Genomic DNA, 19833 nt, shown 5'->3' on the forward strand with positions numbered 1-19833 from the left:
TGAGCGGCGCGGCCGGGCCGCGACCCCTACTGGTCGGCGGAGTTTCCTCGCCCCCGGGTCATACCGCAGAAGTACGCGGAGTTGATTCCGGGGGCTGACGCTTCTCTCCGGGGCTTTTGGTCAGATGGTGTGGACGGAGACGCGGCTATCACGGAGGTAGGGCACACCATGGCACCGAACGAGAACGCACCGGTCACCGAAGAGCCCGGGGAGGTCGGCCCGGCCCGCCGTAAGGCGGCGCGGTACCTCGTCCCGGCCGCGGTGGCGGGCGTTGCCGCGGCGACCATCGGGCTGGTCCCGGCGCTCGCCGCGACAGGCGACCCCGATCTGCCGGAGATCACCGCCCAGGAACTCATCGAGAAGATCGCCGCCTCGGACGTGCAGCAGCTCTCCGGCACGGTGAAGATCACCACGGACCTGGGCCTCCCGTCCTTCGCGGGCCTCGCCGACAGCTTCATGAAGGGCGCCGATGGCGGGGGCAGCGGCTCCGGCGCCTCCGCCTCGCCCCAGGACAAGCTGATGGAGCTGGCCTCCGGCAGCCACCTGGTGGACGTCGCGGCCGACGGACCGGACCGGCAGCGCGTGGCCCTTCGGTCGGGCGACGAGGAGTACAGCGTCACCCACAACGGTGACGACGTCTGGACGTACGACAGCGCGTCGAACGAGGTCGTGCACGGCAAGGACGACGGCGAGGGCAAGGGCGAGGGGGACGCGCACGAGGCCCCGAAGGAGCTGCCGACGACGCCCAAGGCGCTCGCCGACGAGGCCCTGAAGGCCGCCGACGAGACGACGTCGGTGACGGTCGACGGCACGGCCCGGATCGCCGGCCGGGACGCGTACCAGCTGGTCATCAAGCCGAAGCAGAGCGGCTCGACGATCGGGTCCATCAAGGTCGCGGTGGACGCGGAGAACGGTGTGCCGCTGAAGTTCACGCTGCTGCCGAGCGACGGCGGCAAGGCCGCGGTCGACGCCGGCTTCACCAAGGTCGACTTCTCCGAGCCGGCCGCGTCCACCTTCGACTTCACCCCGCCCAAGGGCGCGAAGGTCACCGAGGCGGACGAGCTCGAAGGCCACGCGGAGCTCGACGGCCGCAAGGGGCTCAAGGAGCCCAAGGACGGCAAGGAGTTCGAGGGCCTGGAGGACTTCAACGGGCTTGAGGTCATCGGCGAGGGCTGGACCTCCATCGCCGAGCTCACCGTCCCGGGCGGCGAGGGCTTCAAGGCGCCGAAGGCCGGCGAGGGCGATGTGCCGCCGGAGGCCGGGCAGTTCCTGGACGCCCTCGGCGACGAGGTGAAGGGCGACTTCGGCACCGGCACGGTCTTCAAGACCCGCCTGGTCAACGCCCTGATGACGGACGACGGCAAGGTCTACGTCGGCGCGGTCACCAAGGAAGCGCTGGTCGAGGCGGCGAACGAGGCGAAGTAGTCCGCACGTCGGGCGAACGGGCGCGGGGCGTCCCCTTCGGGGGGCGCCCCGCGCTGCGTACCGCGTCACGGCCCGCAGGACCGCGGGTCCGGGGCCGGCGCGCTCAGAAGGTGAGCTTCCAGCTGTTGATGTGACCCGTGTCCTGGGCCGCCACGTCCTGCACCCTGAGTTGCCAGGTGCCGTTCGCGGCCTCCGCCGACGCGTTCACCGTGTACGTCGCGACGACGTTGTCCGCGGAGTCGCTGCCGCTGGAGCTCTTCAGGCGGTACGCGGTGCCGTCCGGGGCCAGCAGATCGATGACCAGGTCGCCGCGCCACGTGTGGACGATGTCCACACCCACCTGGAGTGCGGACGGCGCGTTGCCGGTGCGCCCGGTGACCGCCAGCGGTGAGGTGACGGCGGCGGCGTTGTCCGGGACGGCCACGTCGGCGGTGTTCTCGTACACGTCGCCGCCCGGCGGGACGGTCGTACCGGCGGACAGGGACCAGATCGCATGGGCGATGGCGTCGCTGTTCCGGTCGAGCGCGGTGTCGTTGATGTTCGCCGTGGTGTCGCAGGAGGAGTGGTAGCAGCGGTCGAACGCTTGGCCCGACGTGCCGCCCCACTTCTGGGCCTGCGCACTGGACTTCGTACGGCTGGCGCCGGTGAAGAGGCCGCCGACCGGTATGCCCACGTTCTTGAACGAGGCGTGGTCGGAGCGGCCGTCGCCCTCGGTCTCGATCTCCGTCGGGACGCCGATGCCCGCGAAGTAGTCCTTGAAGGTCTGCTCGATCACCGGGTCGTCGTCGTAGACGAAGTAGCCGGGGTTGGGCGAGCCGATCATGTCGAAGTTGAGGTAGCCGGTGACCTTCGAACGCTCCGCGGCGGGAAGGTTGTTGACGTAGTAGCGGGAGCCGACCAGGCCCAGCTCCTCCGCGCCCCACCAGGCGAAGCGCAGATGCTTGGCGGGCGCGAACTGGGCGCGTGAGACGGCGAGCGCGGTCTCCAGGACCGCGGCCGAGCCCGAGCCGTTGTCGTTGATGCCGGGGCCGGAGGTGACGGAGTCGAGATGGGCGCCGGCCATCAGCACCTGGTTGGCGTCGCCGCCGGGCCAGTCGGCGATGAGGTTGTAGCCGGTGGCGCCGGACGAGGTGAACTGCTGGACGGTGGTGGTGAATCCGGCCGCGTCCAGCTTGGCCTTCAGATGGTCGACCGACGCCTTGTATCCGGTGCGGCCGTGCGCGCGGTTCCCGCCGTTGGCGGTGGCGATCGACTGGAGGTCCGCGAGATGGGCCTTGACGTTCGCGAGCGGGATGTCCGGCGCGGCGAGCACCGCCGGGGAAGGGGCGGCGCTCGGTGCGGCGGTGGCGGCCGGTACGGCCGCGGCGAGCAGTCCGGCGAGGGCGAGTGCCGTGACCGCGGCGGCGCGTCTGTGCGCGGAGTGGGTCATGTGGGGGCTCCGGATTCCGTACGGGGACAGGACGGAACGTGCGCGACACCCCGCGACGGCGGTGTCGCAGGGTGCTGGAGCTGTACTCGGTGCGGTGTGTGTGGTGAATGGTCAGCGAGAGGGTGACGGACCGTCAAGGGCGGAAACCGGTCAGTCGGGTTCGCTCAACGGACACCGACGGGCGCTGGCGGGCGCTGACGGACACCGAAAGGCGCTGACGGCATCGATGTCCGTCGACGGGCGTCGACGGGCGTCGACGGACATCGAGGGACGCCGACGGGTGCTGCGCCCCCAGTCGCTTCAGTCGCTCCAGCCGGGCCGCTTCCTCGTCCCGCGTCCGGCCCCGTACGGATCGTCCGGATGCCGGAGGGCGGCCGGATCCCGCCATGCGCGGTGGTCGTCCCATCCGGTGGTCAGGGCCTGCGGACCGCACCCGCGCCGCCGCGGCACGTCGGTCTCGCTCGGCATGCTGATCACGGGGCCGGAGGGCTCGGGGCGGGGCTCGGGGGCTCCGTCAGACGGTCGGTTCCGGGTGCTTCACGGCGCCCGGAGCGCCGGCCACCGGCGCGGCCGCGGCCAGGCGGGCCGCCTTGGCCCGCGTTCGCCGGGCGGTCCGCAGCGCGTCCCAGGTCAGCACCGTCAGCGCCAGCCAGACCAGCGAGAACCCGGCCCACCGCTCTGCGGGCATGGCCTCGTGGAAGTAGACGATGCCGAGCGCGAACTGGAACACCGGCGCCAGGTACTGCAGCAGCCCGAGCGTCGACAGCGGCACCCGGATCGCCGCGGCCCCGAAGCAGACCAGCGGCACGGCGGTGACCAGGCCCGTGGCCGCGAGCAGGGCGGCGTGGCCCGTGCCCTGCGCGCCGAAACTCAGCGTGCCCTGAGACCCCAGCCAGAGCAGATAGGCGAGCGCGGGCAGGAACTGCACCGCCGTCTCCGCCGCCAGCGACTCCAGGCCGCCGATGTTGGTCTTCTTCTTGATCAGCCCGTACACGGCGAACGAGAACGCCAGCACCAGCGAGATCCACGGCGGGCGCCCGTAGCCGATGGTCAGCACGACCACCGCGGCGAAGCCGATGCCGACCGCCGCCCACTGCGCGGGCCGCAGCCGCTCCTTGAGCAGCAGGACGCCCATCGCGATGGTGACCAGCGGATTGATGAAGTACCCGAGCGAAGCCTCCACGACCTGGCCGCTGTTGACCGCCCAGATGTAGAGACCCCAGTTCACGGTGATCACCGTGGCGGCGACGGTGAGCAGCCCCAGCTTGCGCGGTTCGCGCAGCAGCTCACGTATCCAGCCCCAGCGCCGCAGGGCGAGCAGCGCGATGCCCACCACGGCCAGGGACCAGACCATGCGGTGGGCGAGGATCTCGATCGCTCCGGCCGGCTTCAGCAGCGGCCAGAAGAGCGGGACCAGTCCCCACATCCCGTAGGCGCCGATCCCGTACAGCAAACCTGTCCGCTGCTCGGTGTCCTTCACTGGCCCTCCTGCCCTGCCCCACGCGTGTCCTGGTGAAAGGTAGCGCCGAGCAGGGCAGGCTGTCATGCCCGTTCCGCAATACGGTCGTGACGGTGACGGTGTGCGGTCAGTGGTGGGCCAGCGCCTCGGCGACCGTCTCGGCGAGCGGGGTCGTCGGCCGTCCGATCAGCCGGGAGAGGTCGCCGTCCCCGCGGGCCAGCAGCCCGCGCCGGATCGCCTCGTCGACGTCGACGAGGATCGCGGCGAAGAGCTCGGGCACTCCGGCGCCGGTCAGGATCTGCCGGTGCGTCTCGGCCGGCACGTCGTTGTACGCGATCTCCTTGCCGGACTGCCGCGCGATCTCGGCGGCGTACTCGGCGAGGGACCAGGTGGTGTCGCCGCTGAGCTCGTACGCCCTGCCGAGGTGGCCGTCGCCGGTGAGGACGGCCGCCGCCGCTGCGGCGTAGTCCGCGCGGGCGGCGGCCGCGATCCGGCCCCCGCCCGCGTTGCCGACGACGGCGCCGTGCCGGAGGACCGTGGCGAGCTGGTCGGTGTAGTTCTCCGTGTACCAGCCGTTGCGCAGGAAGGTGTACGGCAGACCGGAGTCGAGGATCGCCTGCTCGGTGGCCTTGTGGTCGGCGGCGAGCTCGAAGTCGGCCTCGGGCCCGCCCAGTACGCCGGTGTACGCGAGCTGGGCGACCCCGGCGGCCTTCGCCGCGTCGACCACGGCCCGGTGCTGCGGAATGCGCCGTCCTACCGCGTTGCCGGAGACGAAGAGGACCCGGTCGCCCGGCCGGAACGCGGCCGCGAGCGTCCCGGGCGCGTCGTAGTCCGCGATGCGCAGCTCGAGGCCGCGCTCGGCGAGGCCGGCGGCCTTCTCCTTCGTGCGGACGACCGCGGCGATGTCCTGGGCGGGGGTGCCGGTGGCGAGCAGGCGCTCGACGACGAGCCGGCCGAGCTGTCCGGTCGCTCCGGTGATGACGATCATGGCTGTGACTCCTGTTCTCGGGTGCTTCATCACCGTAAGCTGGGCACTAACCAGGGGGAAGTACCCACTTTGAAGTAAGGTACTGGCATGGAAGTAAGTTGGAAGCCGGGGATGAAGGCGGACGTCACCGACCCGATGTGCCCGTCGCGGAATGTCCTGGAGCATGTGACCAGCCGTTGGGGCGTGCTGATCCTGCTCGCGCTGCGGCACCGTTCGTACCGCTTCAGCGAGCTGCGGCGCGCGGTCGGTGGCGTGAGCGAGAAGATGCTGGCGCAGACGCTGCAGACCCTGGAGCGCGACGGCTTCGTGCACCGCGACGCCAAGCCGGTGATCCCGCCCCGTGTCGACTACTCGCTGACCGGGCTCGGCCAGGAGGCGGCCACGCACGTCCAGGCGCTCGCCGAGTGGACGGGGAAGCGCACGGAGACGGTCCTCGACAACCGCGCCGCGTACGACGAGGCCCGGTCCTGAAGGAGTCCAGGACCGGGCCTCGTGTGGACGGGCCGGGTCAGCCGACGACGGTCCAGGTGTCGTTGCCGTGGAGCAGCGCGCCGAGGTCGCCCTTGCCGTTCTGCTCTATGGCCGCGTCGAGCTGCTCGGCCATCTGGGTGTCGTAGACCGGACGCTCCACACTGCGGAACACCCCGATCGGTGTGTTGTGCAGCGTGTCCGGATCGGCCAGCCGCGACAGCGCGAAGGCGGTCGTGGGGCTGGCGCTGTGCGCGTCGTGGACGAGGATGTCCGCCTCGTTCTCACCGGTGACGGTGACGACCTTCAGATCGCCGGTGGCGGGGTCGCGGACCACGCCCTTCGCCCCGTCGGCGCCGAAGCGGATCGGCTGCCCGTGCTGCAGCCGGATCACGGCCTCCTCGGCCTGCTGCTTGTCCTTGAGGGCGTCGAAGGCGCCGTCGTTGAAGATGTTGCAGTTCTGGTAGATCTCCACCAGCGCGGTGCCCGAGTGGTCGGCGGCGGCGCGCAGGACCTCGGTGAGGTGCTTGCGGTCGGAGTCGACGGTGCGGGCGACGAAGGACGCCTCGGCGCCGATGGCCAGGGACACCGGGTTGAAGGGCGCGTCGAGCGAACCCATCGGCGTCGACTTGGTGATCTTGCCGACCTCGGACGTCGGGCTGTACTGGCCCTTGGTCAGACCGTAGATCCGGTTGTTGAAGAGCAGGATCTTGAGGTTGACGTTGCGGCGCAGCGCGTGGATCAGGTGGTTGCCGCCGATGGACAGGGCGTCGCCGTCGCCGGTGACGACCCACACGGACAGGTCGCGGCGCGAGGACGCGAGCCCGGTCGCGATGGCCGGGGCGCGGCCGTGGATGGAGTGCATCCCGTAGGTGTTCATGTAGTACGGGAAGCGGGACGAGCAGCCGATGCCGGAGACGAAGACGATGTTCTCCTTCGCCAGGCCGAGCTCGGGCATGAAGCCCTGCACGGCGGCGAGGATCGCGTAGTCCCCGCAGCCGGGGCACCAGCGGACCTCCTGGTCCGACTTGAAGTCCTTCATGGACTGCTTGGCCTCGGCCTTGGGAACCAGGGACAGCAGTGAGGACGCTGTCTCAGTCATTGATGGCCTCCTTGAGAGCCGCGGCGAGCTGCTCGGCCTTGAACGGCATGCCGTTGACCTGGTTGTAGGAGTCCGCGTCGACCAGGAACCGCGCCCGGATGAGGGTGGCGAGCTGGCCGAGGTTCATCTCCGGAACCACTACCTTCTCGTAACGCTCCAGCACCTCGCCCAGATTCCTCGGGAAGGGGTTGAGGTTCCGCAGATGGGCCTGCGCGATATGGCCGCCTTCCTTGCGGATGCGGCGGACGGCGGCGGTGATCGGCCCGTACGTGGACCCCCAGCCCAGCACGAGCGTGCGCGCGTTGTCGGGGTCGTCGACCTCGATGTCCGGCACCTCGATGCCGTCGATCTTGGCCTGGCGGATGCGGACCATGTGGTCGTGGTTGGCCGGGTCGTAGGAGATGTTGCCCGTGCCGTCCTGCTTCTCGATGCCGCCGATCCGGTGCTCCAGACCGGGGGTACCGGGCAGCGCCCAGGGGCGGGCGAGCGTCTGCGGGTCCCGCTTGTAGGGCCAGAAGACCTCGGTGCCGTCCTCCTCGGTGTGGTTGGGCCCGGTGGCGAACTGGACCCGCAGATCGGGCAGTTCGTCGAGGTCCGGGATCCGCCACGGCTCGCTGCCGTTGGCCAGGTAGCCGTCGGAGAGCAGGAACACCGGGGTGCGGTAGGCCAGTGCGATCCGGGCCGCCTCGATGGCCGCGTCGAAGCAGTCCGCGGGCGTCTTCGGCGCGACGACCGGCACCGGCGCCTCGCCGTTGCGGCCGTACATGGCCTGGAGCAGGTCCGCCTGCTCGGTCTTGGTGGGCAGACCCGTGGAGGGGCCGCCGCGCTGGATGTCCACGACCAGCAGCGGCAGCTCCAGCGAGACCGCGAGGCCGATCGTCTCCGACTTCAGCGCCACACCGGGGCCCGAGGTGGTGGTCACGGCGAGGGAGCCGCCGAAGGCCGCGCCGAGCGCGGCGCCGATGCCCGCGATCTCGTCCTCGGCCTGGAAGGTCCGCACGCCGAAGTTCTTGTGCCTGCTCAGCTCGTGCAGGATGTCGGAGGCCGGGGTGATCGGGTACGAGCCCAGGTAGAGCGGCAGATCGGCCTGCTGCGAGGCGGCGATCAGGCCGTACGACAGGGCCAGGTTCCCCGAGATGTTGCGGTAGGTGCCGGTCGGGAAGGCCGCGTCGGCCGGGGCGACCTCGTAGGAGACGGCGAAGTCCTCGGTCGTCTCGCCGAAGTTCCAGCCCGCGCGGAACGCCGCCACGTTCGCCTCGGCGATCTGCGGCTTCTTCGCGAACTTGCTGCGCAGGAAGGACTCGGTGCCCTCGGTGGGCCGGTGGTACATCCAGCTCAGCAGGCCCAGCGCGAACATGTTCTTCGACCGCTCGGCCTCCTTGCGGGAGAGCCCGAAGTCCTTGAGCGCCTCGATCGTGAGCGTCGTCAGCGGCACCGGATGGACGTTGTACGCGGCGAGCGAACCGTCCTCGAGCGGATTGGTGTCGTAGCCGACCTTGGCCATCGCGCGCTTGGCGAACTCGTCCGTGTTGACGATGATTTCGCCGCCGCGCGGAACGTCCCCGATGTTCGCCTTCAGGGCGGCGGGATTCATCGCCACCAGGACGTTCGGCGCGTCGCCGGGGGTGAGGATGTCGTGGTCGGCGAAGTGCAGCTGGAAGCTGGAGACACCGGGCAGCGTTCCGGCGGGCGCCCGGATCTCGGCCGGGAAGTTCGGCAGTGTCGACAGGTCGTTCCCGAACGACGCCGTCTCCGACGTGAAGCGGTCACCCGTCAGCTGCATACCGTCACCGGAGTCACCCGCGAACCGGATGATCACCCGGTCGAGCCGGCGGACCTCCTTGTCGCCGGGGGGCCTGCGCTGTCCCCCGACGAGGGTCTCCCCGGGCTCGTCTGCCTCGTCTGCGTGCTCGGCTGGGCTACTGACCTGGCTGGTCACTGAACTGGACCTCCTTCGAGGCGGCTGGGCCGCGGCCGGCTCACCGGTCGCTCCAAGGTCAACCCTACGTCGGTGAGGGTCACCTTCCCGGGACCGCTCACATACCGGACGTCACTATGAGACACCCCGCGGTCCCGGTTCGCCATGTTGTCCTCCCCGACTGCTGCGGACGTGCCGCCGACGTTCCGTGGTGCTTGCCGTGCTCCCCGGGGCTCCCCCCGGGCCCCTCCGCGGCCCCTCCCCGGTCCCTCCTCGAGCCCTCCCCGGGTCTCTCCGGTCCACTGACAGGGTGTCAGATGATCAGGAGTTGAGGTAGGTGAGTACGGCCAGTACGCGCCGGTGGTCCCCGTCGCTGGGCGACAGTCCGAGCTTCAGGAAGATGTTGCTTACATGCTTCTCGACGGCTCCGTCACTCACGACCAGCTGCTTCGCGATCGCCGAGTTCGTCCGGCCCTCCGCCATCAGCCCGAGGACCTCGCGCTCGCGCGGCGTCAGCCCGGCCAGGACGTCCTGCTTGCGGCTCCGGCCCAGCAGCTGGGCGACGACCTCGGGGTCCAGCGCCGTGCCGCCCCTGGCCACCCGCACGACGGCGTCCACGAACTCCCGGACCTCGGCGACCCGGTCCTTCAGCAGATAGCCCACGCCCCGGCTGCTCCCGGCGAGCAGCTCGGTGGCGTACCGCTCCTCGACGTACTGCGACAGCACCAGCACGCCGATCCCGGGGTGGTCGCGGCGCAGCCGCACGGCAGCGCGCACTCCCTCGTCGGTGTGCGTCGGCGGCATCCGGACGTCCGCGACCACCACGTCGGGCGATGTGCCCTGCGCCGCGAGGTCCTCGATCGTCTTGATCAGCGCGTCCGCGTCCCCCACGCCCGCGACCACGTCGTGCCCGCGGTCGGTCAGCAGCCGCGTCAGTCCCTCCCGCAACAGGACGGAATCCTCGGCGATGACCACCCGCACCCTGTCCTCCACGGCCCGCAGCCCCCATGTGTCGATGTCTCGTGTCGCGCCCCTCGCCTCCAGCATCCCAGGGTCGGCCCGCGGGCGCCGCCACCCACGCGTATTCGGCGGCGCACTTCGGGTTCGTACGTCGGCCCGTACGCCGATCCGTACGCCGATCCGTGCGTCGGCCCGTACGCGCGCCTCCGGGCCCGAAGACGTGCTTCGGGCCCGGTGCGGGGCACTACGGGCGCGTGGGGTCACGCTCTGGACGTGCCGAGTCACGTCCTGGGTGTGCGGTCGCGCCACGGCAGCTCCGCCGTGACGACCGTCGGCCCGCCGGGCGGCGATTCCACCACCAGGAGCCCGTCGACCGCGCCGAGCCGCTCGGCCAGCCCCGCGAGACCACTGCCCGCCGACGTGTCCGCACCCCCCTGCCCGTCGTCCCTGACCTGGAGCATCAGCCGCTCCCGCGTCCGCCAGACCTCGACCGACGCCTGGCTCGCCCGGGCGTGCTTGCTGATGTTCTGGAGCAGCTCGGAGACGGTGAAGTACGCGATGCCCTCGATCGCCGGAACCGGGCGGGCCGGCAGATCCACCTCCACGCGGACGGGCACGGTGCAGCGGGAGGCGACGGAGGACAGGGCCGCGTCCAGACCGCGGTCGGTGAGGACCGCGGGATGGATGCCCCGTGCCAGGTCGCGCAGCTCCTGGAGCGCCGTCTTCACCTCGCCGTGCGCCTCGTCGACCATGCGCGCAGCGGCCTGTGGATCGCTGTGCAGCTTCTCCTTGGCCAGGCCCAGGTCCATGGCGAGGGCGACGAGCCGGGCCTGGGCCCCGTCGTGCAGGTCGCGCTCGATCCGGCGCAGGTCGGCGGCTGCCGTGTCCACGACCACGCCCCGGTCCGACTCCAGCTCCACGACACGGCCCTCCAGCCGGGAAGGGCCCAGCAGCCCCGTCACCAGCAGCCGGTCCACGGTGGCGAGACCGCGCACGACCCAGGGGGTGGCCAGAACGAGGACCAGGCCGAAGGCGCAGGTCACGGCCAGCTCGAAGGGGGAGTCCAGATAGACGTTGTGGGTGCCGTCGCCGTAGAGCTGAAGGCCGTCCACGCCGACGTACACGGGGAAGACCCAGTGCCAGAGCGGATAGGTGGCGAAGCCCCAGCCGTACAGCCAGAAGGGCAGGGCGACGGAGAACGCGAACACCGCCCACGGCATGTGGATCAGCGCGTAGAGCAGATGCCGCCAGGACACCCCGCTCTTCAGCATCGCGCCGATCCAGGCCATCGGCCCGCCCTTGCGGGGGAGGGCGGGAGCGGGCTCGGAGACGTCGAGGCCGAGCAGGGCGCGGGCCCGGGCCCGCTCCAGGGTCCCGAAGCCGCGGCACATGGCCAGCGTCCCGGCGAGCACCGGAATGCCGAGGAAGGTCACCACGAGGCCGACGCCGGCCGACGCGAAGGAGACGGCGAGCGAGAAGGAGACGACGCTGAGCGGCAGGCTGAGCATGAGATACCCGAACTCGCGCCAGGTGCGGCCCTCGAACGGCGCGCGCAGCGCCGGCGGGAGGCGATGGGACCTGGTCGCCCGTTCCGTTCCGTATGCCGTGGCCATCGTCGTCATCCGTTTCTGCTCGTCTGCGCTGGTGCGCTGGTGCGCTGGTGCTCTGGTGCTCTGCTTCTCTGCTTTTCTGCGCTCGTCCGCTCCCATGCTGCTTGCCGGGTGGGGCGCGCCACCATGAGGCCGGTCTCCGTCTCGGCCGGGGGTTTTCCCTACCTGCGAGCCGTCGGCGTCAGGCCGTCGACCCCACCGTGGACGTCATGCCCTGGGTGTGCGGTCGCGCCACGGCAGCTCCGCCGTGACGACCGTCGGCCCGCCGGGCGGCGAGTCCACCACGAACAGTCCGTCGACCGCGCCGAGCCGCTCCGCGAGCCCCGCCATACCGCTGCCGCTCTCGGCCGAGGCTCCGCCGCGCCCGTCGTCCTGCACCTGGATCAGCAGCCGGTCGTCGTTGCGCCACACATCCACCGACGCCCGGGCGGCCCGGGCGTGCTTGCTGACGTTCTGGAGCAGCTCGGAGACGGTGAAGTACGCGATGCCCTCGATCGCCTCGGCCGGACGGGCCGCCAGATCGACGGTGACCTGGACGGGCACGGTGCAGCGGGAGGCGACGGAGGACAGGGCCGCGTCCAGACCGCGGTCGGTGAGGACGGCGGGATGGATGCCCCGTGCCAGATCGCGCAGCTCCTGGAGCGCCAGCTTCACCTCGCCGTGCGCCTCGTCCACCATCGCGGCGGCCGCGTCCGGGTCCTCCAGCAGCTTCTCCTTGGCGAGACCCAGCCCCATGGCGAGGGCGACGAGCCGGGCCTGGGCCCCGTCGTGCAGGTCGCGCTCGATCCGGCGCAGATCGGCGGCTGCCGTGTCCACGACCACGCCGCGGTCCGACTCCAGTTCGGCGATCCGCCGCTCCAGCTCGTCGGAGGGCGAGAGAAGGCTCCGCACCAGCGCCCGGTCCACATTGGCCATGCCCCGCACCACGTACGGCAGCACGGGCCACAGCACGAACAGACCGGCCAGTGTCACGGTGAAACCGACCACGGCCAGCGGCAGCCGGATGACGCCGTAGAGCACCGAGCGCCAGGCCACCGGGTCCTTCAGCCCGGCCCACACCCGGCCGAAGAAGCCGTCCCCGCCCCCGTGGCGCGCCAGCGGGCTCGGCTCCTCCACCCGCACATCCAGCAGCCCCCGCGCCCGCAGCCGCTCCCACCGGCCGAGCTGCCGCGAACCCGCGAGACCGAGGGCCAGCAGGGGCAGACCGACGACGGTGACGGACAGCCCCACGCCTGTCGCGACCATGAAGACCGTGTAAACAAAACCGACGATCGCGGACGGCAGACCGGAGAGGAGATAAGCGATCTCCTTCCAGGTGTGCCGCTCGTACGCGAAGCGGGCGGGCGGGGGCCCTTCGTACTCGACGGAGCCGCCGTCGGCGGCGGCTCCGGTATCGCTGGTCACGGTCATGCGCCCCAGCCTGCCGGGTCGTATCCGCGCACGCCATGGGGTATGTGGGTGGCGTGATGTAGGGATATCCCCACCCTCCGAAGCCCCGATCCCGACCAAGGCGTGACACGGCTGCTTACGGTGCCCTTAGCAGGGCCTAGACTCCCGTGCGAAAGGATCGTCGAACCGGATCGTCGAACGAACCGTCGAAACGGTTCATGAACGACATCGGACAACGGGGCAGGGAGCGAGGGACGGACGTGCCGGAACCCACCGAACCGACCGTACTCGCGGCCGACTACTTCCAGAGCTACTCGGTCGTCGGACTGCTCGCCGTGATCGGAGTCCTCTTCGTCGCGGTGGCCTTCGGCGCGGGCCGGCTGCTGCGGCCCGTCGTGCCGACCCCCGAGAAGCTGCTCACGTACGAATGCGGAGTCGACCCCGTGGGGGAGGGCTGGGCGCACACCCAGGTCCGCTACTACGTGTACGCCTTCCTCTACGTGATCTTCGCCGTCGACTCGATCTTCCTCTTCCCCTGGGCGACCGTCTTCGCCGCACCCGGATACGGCGCGACGACGCTCGTGGAGATGTTCATCTTCCTCGGCTTCCTGGCCGTGGGACTGCTGTACGCATATAAGAAGGGCGTCCTGGCATGGACGTGACCCCCTCGACCTCCCCGGCCCCCGAGCCGGTGCTGCTCCCGGAGCCGAAGCGGCTGGGCGCGCTCGCCCGCCTGGCTCCCGAGCCGATGAAGGTGGTCCTGAACTGGGGCCGCCGCTACAGCCTGTGGGTCTTCAACTTCGGGCTCGCCTGCTGCGCGATCGAGTTCATCGCCGCGTCGATGGCCCGGCACGACTTCATCCGGCTCGGCGTGATCCCGTTCGCGCCCGGACCGCGCCAGGCCGACCTCATGGTCGTGTCCGGCACCGTCACCGACAAGATGGCGCCCGCGGTGAAGCGGCTCTACGAGCAGATGCCCGAGCCCAAGTACGTCATCTCCTTCGGCGCCTGCTCGAACTGCGGCGGCCCCTACTGGGACTCGTACTCCGTGACCAAGGGCGTCGACCAGATCATCCCCGTCGACGTGTACGTCCCGGGCTGCCCGCCCCGTCCCGAGGCGCTGCTCCAGGGCATCCTCAAGCTCCAGGAGAAGATCGCCCGCGAGTCGCTGGGGGAGCGGTACGGCGCCGTCCCGGGCCGGTCCTCCGTCGGCGAACTCCGCAGCGGCCTGGTCACCCCGCCGCCCGCCCCCGGAGCGGTCTCATGAGCACGTTCGAACCGGACATCGCCGAGAGCTTCGGGCCCGACGCCACCGCCGAGGCCGCGTACGACCTGCTGACGGTCGACGTGCCCGCCGCCGGCTGGCTCGACGCGCTGCGCACCGCCCGCGACGGACTCGGCTGCACGTACTTCGACTGGCTCAGCGCCGTCGACGAGCCGGGCGCGGGCTTCCGCGTCTGCGCGCACGTCGCCGCGCTGGAGACCGGGCCGGAAGGGAGCACCGTCCGGCGTCTGCTGCTCCGCACCACGGTCCCGCACGACGCTCCCGTCCTCCCCTCCGCCGTGGACGTCTACGCGGGCGCGGCCTGGCACGAGCGCGAGACGTACGAGATGTTCGGCGTGTCCTTCACCGGCCACCCGCACCTCGTGCCGCTGCTGCTCCCGGACGGCTTCGAGGGCCACCCGCTGCGCAAGGACTTCGTCCTGGCCGCGCGGGTCGCCAAGGCGTGGCCGGGTGCGAAGGAGCCGGGGGAGTCCGAGCACGGCGGCCCGAAGCGCCGCCAGATGCTGCCGCCCGGCGTCCCCGACCCGAACGAGTGGGGCCCCCTCAAGGGCCAGCTCCCGCCGGCCCCCGCCCGCCCGGCCCGCACCCCCCGTGCCGCGGGCGCCGCGGGCGAGCGTCCCCCGCGCCGCGCCCGCAGTGTGTCGGAGGGCTCGGCGAGCCAGGCTGCGGGAACGGCTCCGACGGCCCCGACCACTGCCTCGACCACTGCCTCGACCACTGCCTCGACCACTCCGGAAGCCGCCGCGGCTCCGCCCCGCCGCGCCCGTACGGCCGGCGAGGGTTCGGCGAGCCGGCGCCCGGCGGCCGCGGAGCAGCCTCCGACGCCGGAACCGGCCGCGCGCCCCCGCAGCGCCGACGCCCCCTGGCACCACGCCCGCCCGGCCTTCGACGACACGAAGGCCGAACCCGAGCGCACTCCGCAAGGACCGGCCGAGCCCGGGACCGAGCCGAAGCCCGAACCCGAGGCGAAACCGCAGCCCGAGCCGGAGGCCGAGGCCGGGTCGAAACCGTCGCCCGAGCCGAAGGCCGAGGCCAAACCCGCAGCTGAGCCCGAGTCCGAGCCGGGGCTTGAGCCCGAGGCCGAGCCGGGGCTTGAGCCCGAGGCCGGTGCGGCGGAGGCCGCACCCGGCACCACCACCCCGACCCACCGTTCGGCGAACGCGTCCGAGGAAGGACCCGGCACCGCGCCGACCGACTCCGAAGGAGGCGACCCCGCATGAACGACGCACTCGACGTCGCCCTGCGGCTGGTCGTCGTCTTCGCCGTCTTCCTCGTGCTGCCCCTCGTCATCGGGCAGACCGAACACAAGGTGATGGCCCATATGCAGGGCCGCCTCGGCCCCATGTACGCCGGCGGTTTCCACGGCTGGGCCCAGCTCGTCGCGGACGGCGTGAAGTTCGCGCAGAAGGAGGACGTGGTCCCGGCCAACGCCGACCGCCGCATCTTCCAGCTCGCCCCCGCCGTCGCCCTTCTCCCTTATCTCCTCGTGCTCGTCGCCATTCCGGTCGGCCCGAGCGAGGGCGCGGTCGGCGTGCTCCTGGACGCGGGCATCTTCTTCGTCCTCGCCGTCATGGGCGTCGGCGTGCTCGGCTCGCTCATGGCGGGCTGGGCGTCCGCCAACAAGTTCTCGCTCCTCGGCGGTCTCCGCACCGCCGCCCAGCTGCTCGCGTACGAACTCCCGATGCTGCTCGCCGCCGCGTCCGTCGCCATGGCGGCCGGCACCGTCTCGCTCCCCGGCATCCTGAACGCCTTCGAGTGGTGGTGGCTGCCCTGGCAGATCGTCGGTGCCGTCGTCTTCTTCGTCGCCGGCCTCGCCGAACTCCAGCGCCCTCCGTTCGACATGCCGGTCGCCGACTCCGAGATCATCTTCGGTGCGTACACCGAGTACACCGGCCTGCGTTTCGCCCTCTTCCTGCTGGCCGAGTACGCGGGCATCGTCGTTCTCTGCGGCCTCACCACCGTCCTCTTCCTCGGCGGCTGGCACGGCCCGTTCGGCGCCGACGGCCTCGGCTGGGTCTGGACCCTGCTCAAGACGGCCGTGCTCGCCTTCATCGTGATCTGGCTGCGGGTGACCTATCCGCGACTGCGCGAGGACCAGCTCCAGAGGCTCGCCTGGACGACGCTCGTCCCGCTCGCCCTCGCCCAGATCGCCCTCACCGGCGTCGTGAAGGTGGTGATGCAGTAATGGCCGAGTCTCTCCCGCCCGCCCGGCCCGAGTCTCTCCCGCCCACCCGGTCCCGCATTCCCGGATCCGGCCTGGCCAAGGGCCTCGCCGTCACGCTCCGCACGATGACGCGGAAGTCCGTGACCGCCCAGTACCCGGACGTCCAGCCCGAACTGCCGCCCCGCACACGCGGTGTGATCGGCCTGTTCGAGGAGAACTGCACGGTGTGCATGCTCTGCGCCCGTGAGTGCCCCGACTGGTGTATCTACATCGACTCCCACAAGGAGACGGTCCCCGCCGCCGCCCCCGGTGGCCGTGAACGCAGCCGTAACGTCCTCGACCGCTTCGCGATCGACTTCTCGCTCTGCATGTACTGCGGTATCTGCATCGAGGTGTGTCCTTTCGACGCGCTCTTCTGGTCCCCCGAGTTCGAGTACGCGGAGACGGACATCCGCGAGCTCACCCATGAGCGGGACAAGCTCCGCGAGTGGATGTGGACGGTCCCGGAGCCGCCCGCGCTCGACCCGGCCGCGGAGGAGCCCAAGGAGCTCGCCGCAGCCCGCAAGGCCGCCGACAAGCTCGCGGCGGAGCAGGCGGCAGCCGAGCAGGCCGCTGCCGAGCAGCGCGCCGCCGAGCACTCCGAGCCCGAGCACCCCGAGCCCGAGCACCCCGAGTCCGCGCCTCCCGCCACCGAGGAGGGGACCACGTGAGCCCCGTGAATCCCGTGAGCCCTGTGAGCCTCGCGGCCGAGGCGCACGGCTTCCTCTCCCCGACCGGCGTCGAGATCGCCTTCGTCCTCGTCGGCATCGCCACGCTCGCCGCGGCCGTCGTCACGGTCACCACCAAGCAGCTGGTGCACGCCGCCCTCTGGCTGGTCGTGGCACTGGGCGGGCTCGCCGTCGAGTACCTCCTCCTGACCGCGGAGTTCATCGCCTGGGTGCAGGTGCTGATCTATGTGGGCTCCGTCGTCGTCCTCCTCCTCTTCGGGCTGATGCTCACCAAGGCGCCCATCGGCCGCTCCCCGGACGCCGACTCGGGCAACCGCCCGGCCGCCCTCGCCGTGGCCGTCGCCGCCGCGGCCGCCCTGATCTGGGTGGTCGTCGACGCGTTCCGCACGACCTGGATCGACCTGGACGGTCCGGCCCAGGGCTCGACCCGCGTCTCCGGCGAGATCCTCTTCCGGCACTGGGTGCTGCCGTTCGAAGCGCTCTCCGTGCTGCTGCTCGCCGCACTGGTCGGTGCGATCGTCCTCTCCCGCAAGAGCGACAAGGAGCAGCGCTGATGCATCTCGCCTATCCCGCCGTGCTCTCCGTGCTCCTCTTCTGCACCGGCCTGTACGGAGTGCTCGCACGCCGGAACGCGATCCTGGTCCTGATGTCCGTCGAGCTGATGCTCAACGCGGTCAACCTCAACCTGGTCGGCTTCGACGTCTGGCTCCGCGACGCCCTGCACGCAGGCCAGGCCCTGACCCTGTTCACCATCGCCATCGCCGCCGCGGAGATCGGCATCGGCCTGGCGATCGTCCTGATGGTCTACCGCAATCGCGGCACCTCGGACGTCGACAAGCTCCGCGACACCGCCGAGGGCGCACCCGGCGCCGAGGAGGCGGCCGAGCCCGCCCCGGCAGAGAAGGCTGAGGCCACCGCGTGACCACGACGACCCTCGCCGTTCTCGTCCCCCTCCTTCCCTTCCTCGGCGCCGCCGCCGGGCTGCTCCTCGGCCGCACCGCGCCCGGTTTCGTACGCCCCCTTGCCGTACTGCCGACGCTCATCGCCACCGTGCTCGCGGTGCTCGTCGCCGTCCGCCAGGGGGGCGGCAGGCCGATCACCGCCTCCACCGAACTCACCCCCACCGGCTCGGTCCCGATCGACCTCGCCCTGTACCTCGACGGCTTCGCCGTCCTGGTCGCCGTGCTCGTCGGGGTCGTCGCCTCCTGCGTGCAGATCTACTCGACCGCGTATCTGCGCGACGACCCCCGCTACCCCTCGTACGCGGCTCTGGTCTCCCTCTTCACCTCCGCGATGCTGCTCGTCGTCTACTCCGGCGACCTGATGGTGCTGCTGGTCGGCTGGGAGATCATGGGCATCTGCTCGTACTTCCTCGTGGGCCACTACTGGGAGACGCCCGAGGCGCGCGCCGCCTCGCTGAAGGCGTTCCTGGTCACCAAGCTCGGCGATGTCCCCTTCCTCTTCGGCCTCTTCGCGCTCGCGCTGGACGCCGGGACGTTCCGCATCACCGGCATCCTCGGCGCTGTGGCAGCGGGCGGCATCGAGCACCCCACGCTGGTCGCCCTCCTGCTGCTCGCCGGTGTCGCGGGCAAGTCCGCGCAGTTCCCGCTGCACACCTGGCTCCCCGACGCCATGGCGGGCCCCACCCCGGTCTCCGCCCTGATCCACGCCGCGACGATGGTCGCCGCCGGTGTCTACTTCATCGCCCGGCTCCTCCCCGTCTTCGCCGAGTCCGCCGCCGCCCTGGTCGTGCTGGCGGTGATGGCCGCCGTCACCATGGTCGGTTCGGCGCTCGCCGCCCTCGCCCAGGACGACATCAAGCGGGTCCTCGCCTACTCGACCATCGGCCAGCTCGGCTACATGTCCGGCGCCCTGGCCGTAGGCGACCGCGGCGCCGCAGTCTTCCACCTCCTTGCGCACGGCGCGTTCAAGGCGCTGCTGTTCCTCGCCGCCGGCGTGGTCATCCACGCCGCCGGAACCAACTCCCTGACCGCCATGTCCCGGATGAGCGGCCTGGCCAGGCGGATCCCCGACGCGTACTGGACGATGACCGTCGCCCTGCTCGCACTCGCCGCGATCCCTCCCTTCGCCGGCTTCTTCTCCAAGGAAGCCGTCCTCGTGGCCGCCGAGCACACGGCGCTCGGCGAATCCGACCTCGCCCCGGCCGGGGCCGGCTGGACCGTCCTCGTCGCCGGACTGCTCACCGCCCTCCTCACCGCGGCCTACGCCACCCGGCTGTGGCTGCTCGCGTTCCGCGGCCGGGGCACCGAGGCCCCCGACCACGGCAGGCAGCCACTCGCCATGACCGCGGTGCTCTGGGTGCTCGCCGTCCCGTCGCTCGGCTTCGGCCTGACCGCGGCCTACCTCGACGACTGGTTCGACGGACGGGCGCTGAGCCCGACGCTCACCACCGCCGTGCTCGGCACCGGCGTCGCCCTCGTCGGCGGGCTGGTCACCTACGGCACCTGGCGGCACACGACGGCCCTCGCCGCCCGTGCCCGGGCCGGTGCTCCCGCCGCCGCGCCCCCGCACGTCGCGCATCCGGACGCCGAGCCCGGCCTGGTCGAGGCCGAGGCCCTGCACATGCCGCATCCCGCGTCGGACCCCGGCGACCCGGGCCGACTGCTGCTCGGCCCGCTGCACCGCCCCGCCGCCGACGGCTTCCATCTCGATGCCGTCTACCGCACCGTCTTCGTCCGTCCCGTGCAGGCCGGCGCCGAACTGGTCCGCTTCCTGGACCGCGAGGTCGTCGAAACGTACGTGCGCGGCGCGGGCACCGGCACCAACTGGCTGGGCCGGCTCGTCCGCAGCGCCCAGACCGGCAATGTGCAGACCTACCTCAGCGCCCTGCTCGCCGGCTCCGTCGTCCTGGCGATCGCCGCCGTACTCGTCGCCGCCGGAGTGTGAG

Annotated in this window: 19 protein-coding genes; 10 read left to right on the forward strand and 9 right to left on the reverse strand. The window is 71.5% G+C overall.

The window, feature by feature from the left end; all coding sequences use genetic code 11:
- Window positions 1-168: 168 nt before the first annotated feature.
- Window positions 169-1425 carry a sigma-E factor regulatory protein RseB domain-containing protein gene (locus KK483_RS21000; protein WP_262006749.1) on the forward strand — a complete coding sequence of 419 codons (1257 nt, stop codon included), beginning with the start codon at window positions 169-171 and terminating at the stop codon, window positions 1423-1425.
- Between the two features lie 103 nt (window positions 1426-1528).
- On the opposite strand, the gene KK483_RS21005 is transcribed toward KK483_RS21000, so the two are convergent.
- From KK483_RS21005 to KK483_RS21020, 4 genes are all read right to left on the reverse strand, one after another.
- A complete protein-coding gene (locus KK483_RS21005) occupies window positions 1529-2854 on the reverse strand; it encodes a M28 family metallopeptidase (RefSeq protein ID WP_262006750.1) in 1326 nt (441 codons plus the stop codon).
- 300 nt (window positions 2855-3154) lie between these two features.
- Window positions 3155-3322, reverse strand: a complete 168-nt coding sequence (locus KK483_RS21010; protein WP_262006751.1) for a hypothetical protein — start codon at window positions 3320-3322, stop codon at window positions 3155-3157.
- A gap of 46 nt (window positions 3323-3368) precedes the next feature.
- On the reverse strand, window positions 3369-4280 hold the full coding sequence (gene rarD, locus KK483_RS21015; RefSeq protein ID WP_399016130.1) for an EamA family transporter RarD: 912 nt from the start codon (window positions 4278-4280) through the stop codon (window positions 3369-3371).
- A 160-nt stretch (window positions 4281-4440) separates the two neighbouring features.
- A complete protein-coding gene (locus tag KK483_RS21020) occupies window positions 4441-5301 on the reverse strand; it encodes an SDR family oxidoreductase (protein WP_262006752.1) in 861 nt (286 codons plus the stop codon).
- An 87-nt stretch (window positions 5302-5388) separates the two neighbouring features.
- Between KK483_RS21020 and KK483_RS21025 the strand changes: the two genes are divergently transcribed.
- A complete protein-coding gene (locus KK483_RS21025; protein WP_262006753.1) occupies window positions 5389-5772 on the forward strand; it encodes a helix-turn-helix domain-containing protein in 384 nt (127 codons plus the stop codon).
- Between the two features lie 37 nt (window positions 5773-5809).
- Here the strand turns inward: KK483_RS21025 and KK483_RS21030 are convergent, their stop codons facing one another.
- From KK483_RS21030 to KK483_RS21050, 5 genes are all read right to left on the reverse strand, one after another.
- Window positions 5810-6871: a 2-oxoacid:ferredoxin oxidoreductase subunit beta gene (locus KK483_RS21030; protein WP_262006754.1), complete on the reverse strand. Its 1062-nt coding sequence runs from the start codon at window positions 6869-6871 to the stop codon at window positions 5810-5812.
- Window positions 6864-8810, reverse strand: coding sequence for a 2-oxoacid:acceptor oxidoreductase subunit alpha (locus KK483_RS21035; RefSeq protein WP_262006755.1), 1947 nt, complete (start codon window positions 8808-8810; stop codon window positions 6864-6866). Before KK483_RS21035 ends, KK483_RS21030 begins: the two co-directional genes overlap by 8 nt.
- 300 nt (window positions 8811-9110) lie before the next feature.
- Window positions 9111-9770 (reverse strand): response regulator transcription factor, encoded by a 660-nt coding sequence (locus KK483_RS21040; protein ID WP_262009627.1) that lies wholly within the window; start codon window positions 9768-9770, stop codon window positions 9111-9113.
- 260 nt (window positions 9771-10030) lie between these two features.
- Complete coding sequence (locus KK483_RS21045) at window positions 10031-11362, reverse strand: sensor histidine kinase (RefSeq protein WP_262006756.1); 1332 nt, start codon at window positions 11360-11362, stop codon at window positions 10031-10033.
- A gap of 204 nt (window positions 11363-11566) precedes the next feature.
- Window positions 11567-12769: a sensor histidine kinase gene (locus KK483_RS21050; RefSeq protein WP_262006757.1), complete on the reverse strand. Its 1203-nt coding sequence runs from the start codon at window positions 12767-12769 to the stop codon at window positions 11567-11569.
- Between the two features lie 197 nt (window positions 12770-12966).
- Between KK483_RS21050 and KK483_RS21055 the strand changes: the two genes are divergently transcribed.
- The 8 genes from KK483_RS21055 to KK483_RS21090 are packed head-to-tail and all read left to right on the forward strand — an operon-like array spanning window position 12967 to window position 19832.
- Window positions 12967-13410, forward strand: coding sequence for an NADH-quinone oxidoreductase subunit A (locus tag KK483_RS21055; protein WP_262006758.1), 444 nt, complete (start codon window positions 12967-12969; stop codon window positions 13408-13410).
- On the forward strand, window positions 13401-14015 hold the full coding sequence (locus tag KK483_RS21060) for an NADH-quinone oxidoreductase subunit B (RefSeq protein ID WP_262006759.1): 615 nt from the start codon (window positions 13401-13403) through the stop codon (window positions 14013-14015). The genes KK483_RS21055 and KK483_RS21060 overlap by 10 nt, the downstream gene beginning before the upstream one ends.
- Window positions 14012-15253 carry an NADH-quinone oxidoreductase subunit C gene (locus KK483_RS21065; protein ID WP_262006760.1) on the forward strand — a complete coding sequence of 414 codons (1242 nt, stop codon included), beginning with the start codon at window positions 14012-14014 and terminating at the stop codon, window positions 15251-15253. The genes KK483_RS21060 and KK483_RS21065 overlap by 4 nt, the downstream gene beginning before the upstream one ends.
- Entirely contained in the window at window positions 15250-16218 is a 969-nt protein-coding gene (locus KK483_RS21070) for a complex I subunit 1 family protein (protein WP_262006761.1), read from the forward strand. Before KK483_RS21065 ends, KK483_RS21070 begins: the two co-directional genes overlap by 4 nt.
- The gene (locus KK483_RS21075; protein WP_262006762.1) at window positions 16218-16907 is read left to right on the forward strand and encodes an NADH-quinone oxidoreductase subunit I; all 690 of its coding nucleotides are present in this window, start codon (window positions 16218-16220) and stop codon (window positions 16905-16907) included. Before KK483_RS21070 ends, KK483_RS21075 begins: the two co-directional genes overlap by 1 nt.
- Before the next feature lie 5 nt (window positions 16908-16912).
- Complete coding sequence (locus KK483_RS21080) at window positions 16913-17479, forward strand: NADH-quinone oxidoreductase subunit J (protein ID WP_262009628.1); 567 nt, start codon at window positions 16913-16915, stop codon at window positions 17477-17479.
- Complete coding sequence (gene nuoK, locus KK483_RS21085) at window positions 17479-17847, forward strand: NADH-quinone oxidoreductase subunit NuoK (protein ID WP_262006764.1); 369 nt, start codon at window positions 17479-17481, stop codon at window positions 17845-17847. Before KK483_RS21080 ends, nuoK begins: the two co-directional genes overlap by 1 nt.
- A complete protein-coding gene (locus tag KK483_RS21090) occupies window positions 17844-19832 on the forward strand; it encodes an NADH-quinone oxidoreductase subunit L (RefSeq protein ID WP_262006765.1) in 1989 nt (662 codons plus the stop codon). The genes nuoK and KK483_RS21090 overlap by 4 nt, the downstream gene beginning before the upstream one ends.
- The last annotated feature ends 1 nt before the right edge of the window (window position 19833 follow it).

Source organism: Streptomyces sp. FIT100, from assembly GCF_024584805.1.
GTDB lineage: Bacteria > Actinomycetota > Actinomycetes > Streptomycetales > Streptomycetaceae > Streptomyces.

Coding starts and splice junctions, on each gene's coding strand:
- KK483_RS21000 (WP_262006749.1), top strand. CDS start 169: ATGGCACCGAACGAGAACGCACCGGTCACCGAAGAGCCCGGGGAGGTC.
- KK483_RS21005 (WP_262006750.1), bottom strand. CDS start 2,854: ATGACCCACTCCGCGCACAGACGCGCCGCCGCGGTCACGGCACTCGCC.
- KK483_RS21010 (WP_262006751.1), bottom strand. CDS start 3,322: ATGCCGAGCGAGACCGACGTGCCGCGGCGGCGCGGGTGCGGTCCGCAG.
- rarD (WP_399016130.1), bottom strand. CDS start 4,280: ATGTGGGGACTGGTCCCGCTCTTCTGGCCGCTGCTGAAGCCGGCCGGA.
- KK483_RS21020 (WP_262006752.1), bottom strand. CDS start 5,301: ATGATCGTCATCACCGGAGCGACCGGACAGCTCGGCCGGCTCGTCGTC.
- KK483_RS21025 (WP_262006753.1), top strand. CDS start 5,389: ATGGAAGTAAGTTGGAAGCCGGGGATGAAGGCGGACGTCACCGACCCG.
- KK483_RS21030 (WP_262006754.1), bottom strand. CDS start 6,871: ATGACTGAGACAGCGTCCTCACTGCTGTCCCTGGTTCCCAAGGCCGAG.
- KK483_RS21045 (WP_262006756.1), bottom strand. CDS start 11,362: ATGGCCACGGCATACGGAACGGAACGGGCGACCAGGTCCCATCGCCTC.
- KK483_RS21050 (WP_262006757.1), bottom strand. CDS start 12,769: ATGACCGTGACCAGCGATACCGGAGCCGCCGCCGACGGCGGCTCCGTC.
- KK483_RS21055 (WP_262006758.1), top strand. CDS start 12,967: ATGAACGACATCGGACAACGGGGCAGGGAGCGAGGGACGGACGTGCCG.
- KK483_RS21060 (WP_262006759.1), top strand. CDS start 13,401: ATGGACGTGACCCCCTCGACCTCCCCGGCCCCCGAGCCGGTGCTGCTC.
- KK483_RS21065 (WP_262006760.1), top strand. CDS start 14,012: ATGAGCACGTTCGAACCGGACATCGCCGAGAGCTTCGGGCCCGACGCC.
- KK483_RS21070 (WP_262006761.1), top strand. CDS start 15,250: ATGAACGACGCACTCGACGTCGCCCTGCGGCTGGTCGTCGTCTTCGCC.
- KK483_RS21075 (WP_262006762.1), top strand. CDS start 16,218: ATGGCCGAGTCTCTCCCGCCCGCCCGGCCCGAGTCTCTCCCGCCCACC.
- nuoK (WP_262006764.1), top strand. CDS start 17,479: ATGCATCTCGCCTATCCCGCCGTGCTCTCCGTGCTCCTCTTCTGCACC.